This window comes from Mesorhizobium sp. M8A.F.Ca.ET.021.01.1.1 (assembly GCF_003998025.1).
Taxonomy (GTDB): Bacteria; Pseudomonadota; Alphaproteobacteria; order Rhizobiales; family Rhizobiaceae; genus Mesorhizobium.
Window position 1 is genome coordinate 1 of sequence record NZ_RZSJ01000078.1, and the last position, 15866, is coordinate 15866.

Annotated in this window: 13 protein-coding genes and 3 pseudogenes; 12 read left to right on the top strand and 4 right to left on the bottom strand. The window is 63.2% G+C overall.

Annotated features, from left to right (window positions below; genetic code table 11):
- From EOA36_RS09225 to EOA36_RS09235, 3 genes and pseudogenes are all read right to left on the bottom strand, one after another.
- Positions 1 to 244 (bottom strand): annotated as a pseudogene (locus EOA36_RS09225) (ABC transporter substrate-binding protein); the annotation flags it as partial.
- A 338-nt stretch (positions 245 to 582) separates the two neighbouring features.
- Positions 583 to 1581 (bottom strand): aldo/keto reductase, encoded by a 999-nt coding sequence (locus EOA36_RS09230; RefSeq protein ID WP_127277040.1) that lies wholly within the window; start codon positions 1579 to 1581, stop codon positions 583 to 585.
- A 63-nt stretch (positions 1582 to 1644) separates the two neighbouring features.
- Positions 1645 to 3150 (bottom strand): altronate dehydratase family protein, encoded by a 1506-nt coding sequence (locus EOA36_RS09235; protein WP_127277042.1) that lies wholly within the window; start codon positions 3148 to 3150, stop codon positions 1645 to 1647.
- A 237-nt stretch (positions 3151 to 3387) separates the two neighbouring features.
- Here EOA36_RS09235 and EOA36_RS09240 point away from each other — a divergent pair, with 237 nt between their 5' ends.
- From EOA36_RS09240 to gndA, 6 genes and pseudogenes are all read left to right on the top strand, one after another.
- Positions 3388 to 4290 carry a GntR family transcriptional regulator gene (locus EOA36_RS09240; RefSeq protein ID WP_127277044.1) on the top strand — a complete coding sequence of 301 codons (903 nt, stop codon included), beginning with the start codon at positions 3388 to 3390 and terminating at the stop codon, positions 4288 to 4290.
- A 120-nt stretch (positions 4291 to 4410) separates the two neighbouring features.
- A complete protein-coding gene (locus tag EOA36_RS09245) occupies positions 4411 to 4767 on the top strand; it encodes a DUF2946 family protein (protein WP_127277062.1) in 357 nt (118 codons plus the stop codon).
- A gap of 96 nt (positions 4768 to 4863) precedes the next feature.
- Positions 4864 to 5403: a copper chaperone PCu(A)C gene (locus EOA36_RS09250; protein ID WP_127277046.1), complete on the top strand. Its 540-nt coding sequence runs from the start codon at positions 4864 to 4866 to the stop codon at positions 5401 to 5403.
- A 39-nt stretch (positions 5404 to 5442) separates the two neighbouring features.
- Positions 5443 to 5960 (top strand): annotated as a pseudogene (locus EOA36_RS09255) (YcnI family protein).
- A gap of 129 nt (positions 5961 to 6089) precedes the next feature.
- Positions 6090 to 7649: a copper resistance CopC/CopD family protein gene (locus tag EOA36_RS09260; RefSeq protein ID WP_127277048.1), complete on the top strand. Its 1560-nt coding sequence runs from the start codon at positions 6090 to 6092 to the stop codon at positions 7647 to 7649.
- 151 nt (positions 7650 to 7800) lie between these two features.
- On the top strand, positions 7801 to 9228 hold the full coding sequence (gene gndA, locus EOA36_RS09265; RefSeq protein WP_127277050.1) for an NADP-dependent phosphogluconate dehydrogenase: 1428 nt from the start codon (positions 7801 to 7803) through the stop codon (positions 9226 to 9228).
- Here gndA and EOA36_RS09270 read toward each other — a convergent pair.
- Positions 9225 to 10277, bottom strand: coding sequence for a LacI family transcriptional regulator (locus EOA36_RS09270; protein WP_127277052.1), 1053 nt, complete (start codon positions 10275 to 10277; stop codon positions 9225 to 9227). The genes gndA and EOA36_RS09270 overlap by 4 nt on opposite strands.
- A 407-nt stretch (positions 10278 to 10684) precedes the next feature.
- Here EOA36_RS09270 and EOA36_RS09275 point away from each other — a divergent pair, with 407 nt between their 5' ends.
- The 6 genes and pseudogenes from EOA36_RS09275 to EOA36_RS38160 form a co-directional block, all read left to right on the top strand.
- A complete protein-coding gene (locus tag EOA36_RS09275; RefSeq protein WP_127277054.1) occupies positions 10685 to 11923 on the top strand; it encodes an ABC transporter substrate-binding protein in 1239 nt (412 codons plus the stop codon).
- Between the two features lie 85 nt (positions 11924 to 12008).
- Entirely contained in the window at positions 12009 to 12902 is an 894-nt protein-coding gene (locus tag EOA36_RS09280; RefSeq protein ID WP_127277056.1) for a sugar ABC transporter permease, read from the top strand.
- On the top strand, positions 12895 to 13830 hold the full coding sequence (locus EOA36_RS09285; protein ID WP_127277058.1) for a carbohydrate ABC transporter permease: 936 nt from the start codon (positions 12895 to 12897) through the stop codon (positions 13828 to 13830). The genes EOA36_RS09280 and EOA36_RS09285 overlap by 8 nt, the downstream gene beginning before the upstream one ends.
- 5 nt (positions 13831 to 13835) lie before the next feature.
- Positions 13836 to 14933, top strand: coding sequence for an ABC transporter ATP-binding protein (locus EOA36_RS09290; RefSeq protein WP_127277064.1), 1098 nt, complete (start codon positions 13836 to 13838; stop codon positions 14931 to 14933).
- Positions 14934 to 14988: 55 nt separating this feature from the next.
- A complete protein-coding gene (locus EOA36_RS09295; protein ID WP_127277060.1) occupies positions 14989 to 15735 on the top strand; it encodes a sugar phosphate isomerase/epimerase in 747 nt (248 codons plus the stop codon).
- An 11-nt stretch (positions 15736 to 15746) separates the two neighbouring features.
- Positions 15747 to 15866: pseudogene (locus EOA36_RS38160) on the top strand (gfo/Idh/MocA family oxidoreductase); the annotation flags it as partial.

The following is a 15866-nucleotide window of genomic DNA, read 5'->3' on the forward strand; positions in this document are numbered from 1 at the left end:
GGCCGTTGACGTCGGTTTCAGCCTGGGCGCCGAGCTCCGGCACATTGACGCCGAGATCCTTGCCGGCCTTGCGGGCGCCGGCCAGAACGATCTGCCAGTAGAAAGAGGTCGTATCCTTGACGATGATCGGAATGGTCACGTCGGCCGCCGAGGCGGGCGCGGAATGCATCGCGCCGGCAAGCATCGACGCTGCTGCCAGGGCCACGAAAGCGCGGCGGTTGAGAAGGCTGGTCACGAATTTCATTAGGTTCCTCCCTAAGTCGCCTGGTGAAGGTTTAGCTCCGTTCGGATAGGCGTGGCCCAAACGGAACTTTATCAATAAAAAACAGTTGCACTGTTTTGATAGTGCATCGATCCAGCCGATGCAAGCGGTGTTTCCAGTCAGTCCTCCAAAGGCCTGACAATGCCTCGCCTACCAGCGCGGCTCCTTCCCTTGTCGTAGTCAGGCGCTCCCGTTTCCGTTCCGAGAACGTATGGAATATTAATTCCATATGCCAGTCAATATGGAATGTTCGTTCTTTTCTGGATCGCGACATTGTGAAGTCGGCCCCTGACCCTATGGACATCGCGAAGTACGGGGCCTCAAGCCAGTTCCTGCACCACCGTGTAGGGACGATACTTGGCATATTCCGTCTCCGGCACGTCGATATCGAGCAGTTCGAGGTTGCGCGTCAGGTTCGCCAATTTTGCCGTGCCGGTCAGCACGGTGGCGACGGCTGGCTCGTGCAAGGGAAACTGAAACGCGGCCGCCGGCAGCGGATAACCGCCTTCACCGGCGATCTTCTCCATGGCGTCGACACGGTCGAGCACATCGTGGCTGGCGGGCTGGTAGTCGAAATGGGCGCCTTGCACCGGCCCGGTCGCCAATATGCCCGAGTTGAAAACGCCACCGATCACCAGCGACGTCTGTTGCGCACGGCACAGCGGCAGCAGTTCGGCTTCCGCGCTGCGGTCGAGCAAGGAATAACGGCTGGCGAGCAGGATGCAGTCGAGCGGCGCCCGGCGCATCACGTCAAGGCAGATTGGGACTTCGTTGACGCCGAGCCCATAGGCGGAAATCGTACCGGCCCGCTTCAACTCCTCAAGCGCCTTGAGCCCGCCATCCATCAGCTGGCGGAAATGCAGCTTGGTCTTCTCCACACCATGCGTGTAGACGCCGATGTCGTGCACATACAGGATGTCTATCCTGTTTAGCCCGAGGCGCGCATAGCTGAAGTCTACCGACCGCATGATGCCGTCATAGGAATAGTCGTAATCCAGCGCGAAGGGCAGCGGATCGACATAGGAGTGGTCGGGAACCTGGTCTTCCGGCACCGGGCGGAACAGGCGGCCGACCTTGGTCGAAAGCACGTAGGAATCGCGTGGCTTGTAGCGCAGGAAGTCGCCGAAGCGACGCTCCGACAGGCCGAAGCCGTAGAAGGGCGCGGTGTCGAAATAGCGCAAGCCCGCCTCCCAGGCGCCTTGCAGCGTTTCCATCGCCGCCTCGCGCGAACAGGCGCGGTAGAGGCCGCCGATCGCGGCGCCGCCAAAGCTGATCTCTGTGACCTCCAGCGCTGTCTGGCCGATGCGGCGTCTTTCCATGCACAACCTCCCCGTTCCCGGCCGTTGTCCAGCCCGGCAAGTTTATCAGATATTGCTTGAATTTCAGAGTGTCGCGCCGAGATGCCAGGGCACGAACTCGTTGTCGCCATAGCCGAAATCCTCGCTCTTGGTCTTGCGGCCCGAAGCCGTCTCGACGATGAGTTCGAAGATCTCGCGGCCCATGCCGGCGATGGTCTTTTCGCCGGAGGCGATGACGCCGCAATTGACGTCCATGTCCTCTTCCATCTGGTGATACATGGTCGAGTTGGTGGCGACCTTGATCGAGGGTGTCGGCCGGCAGCCGAAGCAGGAGCCGCGGCCGGTGGTAAAGACGATGACATTGGCGCCGCCCGCGACCTGTCCCGTGGCCGAGACCGGGTCGTACCCGGGCGTGTCCATGAACACCAGCCCGTTGCCGGTGACCTTCTCGGCGTAGCCGAACACGCCGTTGAGCGGCGTCTGGCCGCCCTTGGCGACGGCACCGAGCGACTTTTCCAGGATGGTGGTGAGGCCGCCGCGCTTGTTGCCGGGCGAGGGGTTGTTGTCGATCGAGGCGCCATGCTTGGCGACGTGATCTTCCCACCATTTCACATAGCCATCGAGCTTCTTGGCGACCTCGGGCGTCGCCGCACGATAGGCGAGCAGATGCTCGGCGCCATAAATCTCCGTCGTCTCGGAGAGGATGCCGATGCCGCCGACGCCAGCGAGAATGTCGACCGCCGCGCCCAGCGCCGGATTGGCCGTGATGCCAGACATGCCGTCGGAGCCGCCGCATTGCAGGCCGACGACGATCTCGCTGACCGGAATCGGCTCGCGCTTCAACTGGCCGACTTCCTCTGATATCTCGGCCAGCACGCCCATCGCCTTTTCCCCCGATTTGCGCGACCCGCCGGCATCCTGGATGTTGAAGTGGCGCTTGCCGGCGGCGGCACCCTTCTGGCCGTAGAGGGTGAGCTGGTTGACCTCGCAGCCGAGGCCGACCATCAGCACGCCGCCGAAATTCGGATGGCGGGCATAGCCGGCCAAGGTCCGGTGCAGCACCATCATGCCGTCGCCGGTACCGCTCATGCCACAACCCTGGCCATGGACGATCGGCACGAAGCCATCGATGCCGGGATATTTCGGCAGCAAGGTCCTGTTGGCCGTGTCGGCGATCGAATGGCAGACGGTGGCCGAACAATTGACGCTGGCGATGATGCCGATGAAGTTGCGCGTGCCGGCGCGGCCATCGGCTCGGCGATAGCCCATGAAAGTGCGGGCGCGGTCAGCTTCGGTTGCGTGCTCGGCTTCGCTCGGCGGCACCACCGGCAGCCGGCCGGCCTCGAAAACCAGATTGTGCGAATGGACGTGCTCGCCCGGCGCGATGTCCTGTGTGGCGCGGCCGATCGCCTGGGCGTATTTGACCACGGCTTCACCCGCGGCGATCGGCTTGATCGCCACCTTGTGGCCAGGCTCGATGACGGCGGCAGCGAGCGCGCCGCCCGGCAGCGCGGTGCCGATCTCGATACGGCCATTGGCAACGGCGACATTGTCGGCGGGAGATAGAAGAATGGTGTTCGAGGCGTTCACGGGCGTTTCCTGGGTGATCCTGGGATGCGCGGATTGACACGCGCCTGTTAAGAGATAATGTCTTTTATCGTGAAAAAACAGTTTTGCGTCAATTGTTTTTTCGCTCGGGTCGGCCCTTGGTGGCGCTGGAAACAATGAGCCTGGCCCAGTGAAAGCGATTCCTGCTTTCAGGGTCCTGGGAAGATCATATTGCGCTTCAAGCCGGCCGCCGCAAGCGCGGGGATGAATGGGTCAGGGATGTCGAAGAGCAACAACGTCTACAAGGATGCCTACAACCGGTGCCTCAGGCTGCTCGACGAGACGCGCAGCCTGCCGTCGGAACCCGAGCTGGGCGCGCTGCTCGGCGTCAGCCGCACGACCGTGCGCAGCATCCTGGCGCGTATGGAGGAAACCGGGCTGATCGCCTGGAACAAGCGCGCCAAGACGGTGCTGCGCGACCCGCATCCCGACGATTTCTTCCCCGAGGAAGAGACCGACACACTGGCCGAGATCATCGAGCGGTCGTTCATGCGGAGGCTGCTTGCCGGCGGCGCCGAGGCCGGCATGCAGATCAACGAGCTCGAACTGGCGCGTGAGATCGGTGTCGGCACCACCAGCGTGCGCGAGTTCCTGATCCGCTTCTCCCGTTTCGGCCTGATCGAGAAACGCCGCAACAGCCATTGGGTGCTGAAAGGTTTTACACGCGCCTTCGCGCTGGAACTGACCGAGATCCGCGAGATATTCGAATTGCGCTCGGCCGCCGCGTTCACCGCGCTGCCGCGGGATAGTCCGGTCTGGGGGGATCTCGACCGGCTGGAGGAGGAACACCGCGCTCTGGCGCGCGAGATTGCAACGCGCTTCAATGAGTTCTCGGAGCTGGACGAGCGCTTCCACCGGCTCATCCATCGCGCATCGCACAACCGCTTCATCGTTGATTTCTACGACGTCATCGCCATGATCTTCCATTACCATTACCAGTGGAACAAGGCGCAGGAACGCGAGCGCAACGAAGTCGCGATCGGCGAGCATCTATTCTATATCGAGGCACTCAAGTCGCGCGACCTCGGCAAGGTCGATGCAGCCTGCCGCAAGCATCTGAAGTCGGCACGCCAGACATTGCTGACCTCGATCCCGGAAAGCCGGCAACCCCAAAAGAGCTGATCCTGCCGCGTTGCCGCAGCAGCGAATTGGCGATTTTCGACCTGTCTCGGCCGTGCTAGGTATCGTCATCGATTGTTTGAAGAGGCAGATGGCTTGATCGGCCCGGGGAGACGGTGGAGCATTCCGGTCGCGCTTGTCGCGGCCTATTTGCTGTTGCTCCAGTCGACACTTGGTGCGTTCGCCTTCAGCACCGTGTCGAGTGCCGCGCAGCTCGACGCCTTCGGCAACGTCATCTGTACCCACGACGGCGCCTCCCAGCTTCCCGGCGGCGACCAGCATCCGTCCCACCTGCCGGCCTGCTGCACACTTGGCTGCAGCATGTTTTCGCCGGCCTATGCGCCGCCGCCCGATGCCGGGCTTGCACTTGCGTCCTTTTCCTTCGAGACCGTCGCCTTTGTCTTCCCGGCGGCCACGCATCTCGACTTCGCCCGCGAACGCTCCCCGTCGAACCCGCGCGCGCCGCCGCTGGCGGGTTGAGCCTGCTTGCTTGCGGTACCTTTCGCGAGCGTACTCATCCAAGATCAAAACCATTCGCGACCGGCGACGGCGCGATCATCACGTCATGGAGCAACCATGTCCCATTCTTTCCGTATAGCGGCGGGCACTTTGTTCAGCCGCATTCTGTCTCGCGTCCAGGAACGTTTCGGCGTTGCCGCCCTGGCTTTCGTGATCATGCTCGGCGGCGTCCAGACTGTCCTGGCGCATGAATTCAAACTCGGTGATCTCGAGATCGGGCATCCGTGGTCGCGTGCCACGCCGACCGGCGCCAAGGTGGCCGGCGGCTATTTCACCATCACCAACAATGGCAGCACGCCGGACCGGTTGCTGTCGATTACCTCCGACATCTCGGAAAAGGCCGAACTGCACGAGATGGGCGTCAAGGACGGCGTGATGACTATGCGGCCGGTCACCGGTGGTCTCGAAATTCCGGCCGGCGGCAAGGTCGTTTTGGGTCCCGGCAGCTATCATGTGATGTTCATGGATTTGAAGCAGCCACCCAAGCAAGGCGAGATGTTCGCCGCCACGCTGACCTTCGAAAAGGCCGGGACGGTGACGATCAAATTCGCCGTGCAAGCCATGGGCAGCGCGGCGCCTCAAGAAGACAATGATTGAACCGACCGTCGTACCGATCAGGATTCTAGAGGGACCATCATGATCAGATATCTTTTGGCGGCCGGCGCGTTTCTCGTGCTGGGGACAAATGCCGCCTTCCCGCACATCACGCTCGAGACCCAGGAGGCGGCGGTCGGCTCGACCTACAAGGCAGTGCTGCGCGGCCGCATGGTTGCGACGGCAAGGCGACGACCGCCGTACGCGTGCAGATTCCGGAAGGGGTGATCGCGGTCAAGCCGATGCCCAAGCCTGGCTGGACGCTGCAGACCAAGAAGGGCAAGTACGAGAAGTCGTACCAGCTCTACGGCCAGGCGGTGGCCGACGGGGTGAAGGAAATCGACTGGAGCGGCGGCAATCTGCCGGATGAATTCTACGACGAGTTCGTCTTCCGGGCGACGCTGACGGCGGATTTGCCCGCCGGCCAGAAACTCTACTTCCCGGTGGTGCAGGAATGCGGCGATGCCGCCGCCCGCTGGATAGAGGTTCCGGCGGCCGGACAGGATGAGGACGCGCTTGAGAACCCGGCGCCCGGCATCAAGCTCACGCCGAAGAAATGATTTTCTGGCGGCGCGCCTGTCGGCAAGGTGCGCCGCCAATTCCATGGCGACAGCATGAACGAGAGATCCCCACTTCAAAGGCCCGCAACGACCAGCAAGCGATTCGGCTGGCCCTGTGGGCTTTTCGCGATGGTCATCGCGTTCATCGTCATGGCCTCGACAAGCCAGGCCCTTGCCCATGCGGCGCTGATCAAGACCGACCCGGCCGACGGCGCCGTGCTGGCACAGGCGCCGGCGCGGTTCTCGCTGACCTTCAGCGAGCCGGTCTCGCCGCTGGTGCTGACGCTGGTGAGGCCCGACGGCACGCCGGTTGCGCTGACATCCTTCCGCCTCAGCGAGCAGACGGTCGAGATCGACAATCCGCGGGCGCTCAAATCGGGCACGCATGTGCTGAGCTGGCGTGTCATTTCCGCCGACGGCCATCCGGTCGGCGGCTCGCTCTTGTTTTCCATAGGTGCGCCAAGCGAGCCGCCGGCCGTCTCCGAAGCGATCGGCTGGCCGCTGCGGTCGGCGATCTGGATCGGCAAGGTCCTTCTCTATGCAGGTCTTTTCTTCGGCATTGGCGGCGCTTTCGCCCTTGCCTGGCTGGCCGGGGATGGCCGTGCCGGTCAGCGCTTTGTTGCCGGGACGATCCTGTGCGGACTGGTGGCGGCGCCGCTGTCGCTGGGCTTGCAAGGCCTCGATGCGCTCGGCGCGCCGCTCTCCCATCTGGCGCAGCCGGTCGTCTGGCGCACCGGTCTCGGCACCAGCTTCGGCTGGACGGTGCTGATCGCCCTCATCGCGCTGGGGCTTGGCCTGCTGTCGCTGGCCGCACCGCGCGCGGCGGCCAGGCCGCTTGCCCTTGCCGGGCTGGCGGGTGTGGGCGCGGCACTTGCCGCAAGCGGCCACGCAAGTGCGGCCGAGCCGCAATGGCTGACACGGCCGCTGGTTTTCGTGCATGGCGCCGGTATCGCGTTCTGGGCGGGCGCTCTGGTGCCGCTCGGTCTCGCGCTGAAGCGTCAAGCGGCCGGCGCCGTCGAATTCCTGCGTCGCTTCTCATGGGCCATCCTGCCCGTGGTCGCCTTGCTTGCCGCGGCGGGCATCGTGTTGGCCGTGATCCAGGTGCGGACGCCCTCGGCGCTGGTCGACACTGCCTATGGCCGGCTGCTGCTGGTCAAGCTCGCGCTGCTGGTCTTCCTGTTCACGCTGGCCGCCGTCAATCGCTGGAAGCTCACCGCTTCGGCCGAGGCGGGCGCGACCGAGGTGCAACGCAGGCTCACCCGCTCGGTCGGCGTCGAAGTGCTGATCGTGTTGGCGATCTTCGGTGTCGCCGCGGGCTGGCGCTTCACACCGCCGCCACGGGCGTTGGCGATCGCGGCGGCGCAACCGGTTTCGGTCCACATCCACGCGCTGCAGGCGATGGCCGATCTCAGCATCACGCCTGGCCATGCCGGGCCGGTTTCCGTCTCGATGATCATCATGACCGGGGATTTCGGACCGCTCGATGCCAAGGAAGTGACGCTGGTGCTGTCGAAGCGCGACTCCGGCATCGAGCCGCTGAAGCGCGCGGCAACCAAGCCAGGCGACGGCAGCTGGCGTGTCGGCAACCTCGTCATCCCGGTTCCCGGCCGCTGGACGGTGCGCATAGACATATTGGTCTCGGACTTCGACGTGGTGAAGATCGAGGCGCCGATCGACATCAGGCCGTAACTCACGGATGTGATACCATTGTCGAACGGGAAACGTCTGCGTACGGCTGTAACACAATTCGGCGAGGCGGTTGACGCGGCCCGAAACGCTCGTCAATCATCGCCCGCAAAACACGGCCTCAACAAAGCGATCCGAAAGCAGGGAAGAAACGATGGAAAAAGCCGAAATCGGCCTGATCGGCCTTGGCACGATGGGCTCCAACCTGGCGCTGAACATCGCCGAACACGGACACCGCATCGCCGTCTTCAACCGCACCAAAGCACGCACGGACGCCTTCGTCGAGAATGCCGGTGCGCTCAGGGACATGGTCGTCCCCTGTTACAGCCTGGAAGAGCTTGCCGCGGCGATCCGGCCACCCCGCCCGATCATCATCATGGTGCTGGCCGGCAAGCCGGTGGACGAGCAGATCGAAGCGCTGCGCGGCGTGCTGTCGGCCAACGACATCGTCATCGATGCCGGCAATGCCAATTTCCGCGACACGATGCGGCGCTTCTCCGAGCTCTCCGGCTCGGGTTTGACCTTTATCGGCATGGGCGTCTCGGGCGGCGAGGAAGGCGCGCGCCATGGGCCGTCGATCATGGTCGGCGGCACCGAAGACTCCTGGAAGCGTGTCGAGAAGGTGCTGACCGCCATCTCCGCCAAGTTCAAGGACGAGCCGTGTGCCGCCTGGCTCGGTACGGACGGCGCCGGGCATTTCGTCAAGACCATCCACAACGGCATTGAATATGCCGACATGCAGATGATTGCCGAGATCTACGGTATCCTGCGCGATGGCCTGGGCATGGGGCCGAAGGAGATCGGCACGGTATTTTCCAACTGGAACAAGGGCCGGCTCAATTCCTACCTGATCGAGATCACCGCCAAGGTGCTCGCCGCCGACGATCCGAAGACCGGCAAGCCGGTGGTCGACATCATCCTCGATCGCGCCGGCCAGAAGGGCACCGGCAAATGGTCCGTCATCGAGGCGCAGCAGCTCGGCATTCCGGCGACCGCGATCGAGGCGGCGGTGGCGGCGCGCGTGCTGTCGTCGATCAAGGACGAACGGCAGGCAGCCGAAAAGGCCTATGGCAATATCGGCGTGACGAAAATTTCTGGCGACAAGGATACGCTGCTGAAAGACCTCGAACTGGCGCTGTTCGCCGGCAAGATTGCTGCTTACGCGCAGGGCTTTGCCGTGATGGCCGGCGCCTCGAAGGAGTTCAACTGGAACCTGCCGATGCCGACCATCGCCAAGATCTGGCGCGCCGGCTGCATCATCCGCTCGCAAATGCTCGACACAATGGCCGAGGCCTTCAGCAGTGGCGGCGCTTCGACCAACCTGCTGATGGCGCCGGCTTTCATCAGCTTGATGCAGGAGGCGCATCCGTCGCTGCGGCGCATCGTGGCGAGGGCTTCCGAAGCCGGGACGCCGGTGCCGGCGCTGTCTTCGGCGCTTGCCTATTTCGACAGCTATCGCCAGGGCCGCGGCACCTCGAACCTGATCCAGGCGCAGCGCGACTTCTTCGGTGCGCATGGTTTCGAGCGCATCGGCGAGCAGGGTGCGTTCCACGGCCCTTGGGGCAGCGGCGCGGCGCGTTAGTCGCCTGAGCGCCGATAGGCCACAACGCCCTTCGGCTCGCTCAGGCTCTGCAGCGAGCCGGGCGCGGTGCCGCCGATCCAGCCGAGCACCGAGCGCGCAAGCTCGGAGCCGGCCAGCCGGAAATCTTCGTTGACGACCAGCAATTCATGCCGGAACAGATGCAGCAGATCCGACGACTGCTTCGACACCACGTCGACGTCGCGGCCGAGCTTGAAGCCGGCATCCTCTATACCGGCGACGATGGCGAGCGTCGCGGCGGCGGCGCTGCTGATAATGCCGTCCGGTCTGATATCGCGCCGCATCAGCTGCGCGGTCCTCATCCTGATCTGTTCGATCGAATGGTCGATCGAGATGGTGTTGAACGGCACCTCGCTGGCGCCGACTTCGCTCAGCGCGTCGGCAAAGCCGTCGACCGTATGGCGGTAGTAGCTCAAACCGGCCGGCGGCGTCACCAAAGCGAGCCGGCGGCGGCCCATGCCGGCGAGATGGCGCACGGCCTCGGCAGCGAAGGCGTAGTTGTCGAAATCATGGTAGGGATGAACCAGCCCCATATCGGTGCGGCCATGCGTGGCAAAGGGAATGCCGCGCTCCAGCATGTAGCGGGCGCGGGGATCGTTCGGCTGCGTGCGCGAGATGATGACACCGTCGGCCGAACCGGTCTCCACGAGATAGCGCACCGGATCCAGCGGATCCTGCGAGCGCGAATAGGGTGTGACGATCAGGTGGTAGGGCGTGTCGGCGATGACTTCGGTGACGCCATAGATGATGTCGGAGACGAAGCTCATGATCTCCTGCTCGGTGTTGAGCACGAGGCTGATGACATTGGTCTTGCCGGTCCTGAGGCGCACGCCGGCGCGGTTGGGCCGGTAGCCGATCTGCTTGGCGACGAGCTGGACGCGGCGCCTGGTCTCGGCGCCGATCTCCGGGGCATCCTTCAGGGCGCGCGATACGGTGGTGACGCCGAGCCCGGTCATGAAGGCAAGCGTCTTCAGCGTCGGCCGCTTTTGCGCCGACGCCTCTTCGGTTTTTTTCGTCCGCTGTTTGTCCATTCTTCCCGCCCGTCAGGCGCATAGCAGCCGCAGGCCGGGTCGGCAATCGCCGCAATCCGCAATCCGGCGTGATTTCAGGCCTTGTGTGGTTGCAATATACTGAAACGTTACAGATTGCCAATCTCGGCTTGTCGTGCGCCAATATGGTCACGGATGTCTGGCGGGCAGATTCCTCCGGGAATCCAAGGTGAAGGCTGTCCTGGCGGCGACTTTGCCGAGTTTTACAGGCAAATTGACCGTTTTGCACTGCAATCGCTACGTGTTGCGGTGCAGCACGCCCGTGAGCTCCAGGAATTTATTCGCGCTTCGAAAAAATGTAAGGTCACCGGCACGACCGGGGTTGCACCATCGGCGCAATTGCCGTATCGAAAATCTGTAACGTTTCAGATTTCTGGGAGGAAGCCGAAATGCGATACAAATTCCTGACCGCTGCCTTTGCCGCGACAGTTGCGCTCAACGTTGCCGGGCCGGCGGCCGCGACCGATCTGGAAGTCACCCATTGGTGGACCTCCGGTGGCGAGGCGGCGGCGGTCGCCGAACTCGCCAAGGCATTCGACGCCACAGGCAATCACTGGGTCGACGGTGCCATCGCCGGGTCCGGCGGTACGGCGCGGCCGATCATGATCAGCCGCATCACGGGCGGCGATCCGATGGGAGCCACCCAATTCAATCATGGCCGGCAGGCGGAAGAACTGGTGCAGGCCGGCCTGATGCGCGACCTCACCGATGTCGCCACCAAGGGCAAATGGACGGAAGTGGTGCGGCCCAAGAGCCTGCTCGACAGTTGCACGATCGGCGGCAAGATCTATTGCGTGCCGGTCAACATCCATTCCTGGCAATGGCTGTGGCTGTCGAACGCGGCCTTCGAGAAGGCCGGCGTGCCGGTGCCGAAGAACTGGAATGAATATGTGGCCGCGGCCCCGGCGCTGGAGAAGGCAGGCATCGTGCCGCTCGCGGTCGGTGGGCAGGCCTGGCAGGCATCGGGCGCCTTCGACGTGCTGCTTGCCGCGGTCGGCGGAACCGACACCTTCCTCAAGGTCTACAAGGACAAGGACGCCAAGTTCGCAGCCGGTCCCGAAGTCGCCAAGGTCTTCAAGGCGGCCGACGATGCGCGCAAGATGGCCAAGAACACCAATGTGCAGGACTGGAACCAGGCCACCAACATGGTCATCACCGGCAAGGCCGGCGGCCAGATCATGGGCGACTGGGCGCAAGGCGAGTTCCAGGTCGCCGGCAAGACCGCCGGCAAGGACTATACCTGTCTTCCCGGCCTTGGCCTGAACGAGGTCATCGCCACGGGCGGCGACGCCTTCTATTTCCCGCTGCTCAAGGATGCCGACAAGGCCAAGGCGCAGGAAGTACTGGCCGAAACCCTGCTCGATCCCAAGACCCAGGTCGCCTTCAACCTCAAGAAGGGTTCGCTGCCGGTGCGCGGCGACGTCGACCTCGCCGCGGCCAATGACTGCATGAAGAAGGGCCTCGCCATCCTGGCCAAGGGCGCGGTCATCCCGTGGACGGACCAACTGCTCTCGCAGGACAGCCAGAAGCAGAAGGAGGACCTGTTCTCGGAGTTATTCGCCAAGCCCGACATGACCCTCGAAGAGGCGCAGAAGCGCTTCGCCGACATCATCGCTTCCGCCGATTGATCTCAGGCGCCCCCGCCAGCTCCCGGCCCTTGTCCATCGAGGGTCGGGAGCGTGAGGCTCTTATTGTCCCAGCGAGGCTGCCGAGATGAGCAACAGCGAACGCCCCAACCGGCTTTTCCGCAATCTCAACGCGAAAATCGCCTCGATCCCGATGGTGCTCACCGCCGGGGTGGTGTTCGTCGGCGGCACGGCGTGGACGGTGCTTTATTCCTTCACCAATTCGAAGCTCCTGCCGCGGCTGAATTTCGTCGGGCTCGACCAGTATTACCGGCTGTGGGCGACGCCGCGCTGGCTGATCTCGATCGAGAATCTCTTGATCTACGGCGTGATCTCACTGGTGTTCTCGCTGGTGATCGGGTTTCTGCTGGCAGCCCTGCTCGACCAGAAGATCCGTTTCGAGGACACGTTCCGCACCATCTTCCTCTACCCCTTCGCACTGTCTTTCATCGTCACCGGCCTTGTCTGGCAGTGGCTGCTCAATCCGGATTTCGGCGTCCAGGGAGTGGTGCGAAGCCTGGGCTGGACCAGCTTCGACTTCAATCCGCTCTACAATTCCAGCATCGTCATCTACGGCATATCGATCGCCGCGCTTTGGCAAGGCACGGGACTGATCATGTGCCTGATGCTGGCGGGCCTGCGCGGCATCGACGAGGATATCTGGAAGGCCGCACGGGTGGACGGGATACCCATGTGGAAGACCTATCTCTTCATCATCATCCCGATGATGCGGCCGGTTTTCATCACCACGCTGGTGATCATCGCGTCCGGCATCGTCAAGGTCTACGACCTCGTCGTTGCGCAGACCAGCGGCGGTCCCGGCATCGCCTCCGAAGTGCCGGCAAAATATGTCTACGACTACATGTTCTTCGCCCAGAATCTCGGCCAGGGCTTTGCCGCCTCGACCATGATGCTGCTGTCGGTGATGATCGTCATCGTGCCGTGGGCCTATCTCGAATTCGGAGGCCGCAAGCGTGTCTGACCATGCCGTCTCCTTGTCCGCCACGTCGTCAAACCCGCAAGCCGGCGTCTCCGGACCGAGCGGACCGAAGCCGCGACACGTGTTCTCGCGCCGCAACATTTTCCTCTACGGTACGCTCATCGTCGTGGCGCTCTACTACCTCCTGCCGCTCTATGTGATGGTCGTCACCTCGCTCAAGGGCATGCCGGAAATCCGCCTCGGCAACATCTTCTCGCCGCCGCTCGAGATCACCTTCGAGCCCTGGGTCAAGGCGTGGTCGCAGGCCTGCACCGGCCTCAATTGCGACGGGCTTTCGCGCGGTTTCTGGAACTCGGTGCGCATCACCGTTCCCTCGGTGATCCTGTCGATCGCCATCGCCTCGGTGAACGGCTACGCGCTGGCCAACTGGCGCTTCAAGGGCGCCGACACATTCTTCGTCATCCTGATCGTCGGCGCCTTCATTCCCTATCAGGTGATGATCTATCCGATCGTCATCATCCTGCGCGAGATCGGCCTCTATGGCAGCCTTACAGGCCTGGTGATCGTGCATTCCATTTTCGGCATGCCGATCCTGACGCTTCTGTTCCGCAATTATTTCACCTCGATGCCGGAGGAGCTGTTCCGGGCGGCGCGCGTCGACGGCGCCGGCTTCTGGGGCATCTACCTGCGCATCATGCTGCCGATGTCGCTGCCGATCTTCGTCGTCGCCATCATCCTGCAGGTAACCGGCATCTGGAACGACTTCCTGTTCGGCGTCGTCTACACCCGTCCCGACACCTATCCGATGACGGTGCAGCTCAACAACATCGTCAACTCGGTGCAGGGCGTGAAGGAATACAACGTCAACATGGCCGCCACCATCCTGACCGGCCTGGTGCCGCTGGTCGTCTATTTCATTTCCGGCAAATTGTTCGTGCGCGGCATTGCCGCCGGCGCGGTGAAAGGGTGATGGCGATGGCGGCGAACGGCACCAGCGTTTCGATCCAGGACTTGTCGCTGAACTTCGGCGCGGTCTCGGTGCTGCAGACGCTCAACCTCGATGTCGCCGAAGGCGAGTTCATCGTGCTGCTCGGACCTTCCGGCTGCGGCAAGTCGACCTTGCTCAACTGCATTGCCGGCCTGCTCGACATTTCGGAAGGCCGCATCTTCATCAAGGGCAAGAACGTCACCTGGGAAGAGCCCAAGGACCGCGGCATCGGCATGGTTTTCCAGTCCTATGCGCTCTATCCGCAGATGACGGTGGAGAAGAACCTGTCCTTCGGGCTGCGTGTCGCCGGCATCGCCAAGGACGAAATCGCCAAGCGCATCGCGCGTGCCGCCGAGATCCTGCAGATCGAGCCGCTTTTGCAGCGCAAGCCGGCGGCACTCTCGGGCGGCCAGCGCCAGCGCGTGGCGATCGGGCGGGCGCTGGTGCGCGATGTCGATGTCTTCCTGTTCGACGAACCGCTGTCCAATCTCGATGCCAAGCTGCGTTCGGAGTTGCGCGTCGAGATCAAGCTTCTGCACCGCAAGCTGCAGAACACGATGATCTACGTCACCCACGACCAGATCGAGGCGATGACGCTGGCCGATCGCATCGCGGTGATGAAGGGCGGTGTCATCCAGCAGCTCGACGCGCCGCAGACCATCTACAACCGTCCGGTCAACCGGTTCGTTGCAGGGTTCCTCGGCTCGCCGGCGATGAATTTCGTCGAGGGGCAGCTGGAGGCTGGCACGACGGCGGTGTTCAAGACCGGGGATTTGACCATACCGCTCGATCGCTACGGCTTCGACGGCGCCGGCACCAAGAGCGGGCCTTGCGTGTTCGGGATCCGGCCGGAGCACGTTGCCTTTGGCGAGGCCGCGAACTCCATGCCCTTTGCCACCGATGCCGCCGTGGAAATCGTCGAGCCGATGGGCTCCGATACGCTGGTGTGGACGAAACTCGGCGGGCGCAATTTCTCCTTCCGGGTCGAGGCGGAAAAGACGCTGCGCAACGGCGATCCGATCCGGATCGGCTTTGATCCCGCTCGCGCCTCGCTGTTCGATACCCCATCCGGCAACCGCATGTAGCTCCCAAGAAGACCATCCTCCCAAAGACAATCCCCAAGCAGAACGGACAGAGACGATGAACTGGTCATTCCAACTTTATAGCGCCCGCAATTTCTTGCCTTGGACCGATGTGCTCGAAATGCTCGGCAAGCTCGGTTACGCCGAGGTCGAAGGCTTCGGCGGCGTCTATGACGATCCCAAGGCCTTCCGCGCCGAACTCGACAAGAACGGCCTTGCCATGCCGACCGGGCATTTTTCCATCGATGCGCTGGAGAAGGATTTCGACGGCGTGCGCCGGATCGCCGAAACGCTCGGCGTCAAGCTCTTGATCTGCCCCTATCTGATGGCGGAGGACAGGCCATCCGATACCGCCGGCTGGCGCGGCTTCGGCGAGCGCCTGGCCAAGGTCGGCGAGGTGGCCTCGAAGGCCGGCTATGGTTTTGCCTGGCACAACCATGATTTCGAGTTCAAGGCGCTCGCCGACGGCTCGCTGCCGCAGGATCATATCCTGTCCTCCGCCCCCGACATTGGCTGGGAAATGGACGTTGCCTGGGTGGTGCGCGGCGGCGCCGACCCGCTGCCCTGGATCGAAAAGCACGGCAAGCGCATCGTCGCCGTGCATGTCAAGGACATGGCGAAGCCGGGTGAGGGGCTGGATGAGGATGGCTGGTCGGATGTCGGCCACGGCACGATCGACTGGGCGGACCTGATCAAGGTGTTGCGGGCCAAGAGCGCGGCGAAATACTTTGTCATGGAACAGGACAATCCCAACGACATCGAGCGCTTCGCCCGCCGCTCGATCGCAACCGTCAAGAGCTACTAGGAACAACCACCATGGCAAAGAAACTGGGTATTGGCGTCATCGGCTGCGGCAACATCTCGAAGGCGTATTTCTCGCTGGCGCCGCTGTTTCGCGGCATCGAGATGCGCGCCTGCGCCGACATCAACATGGAC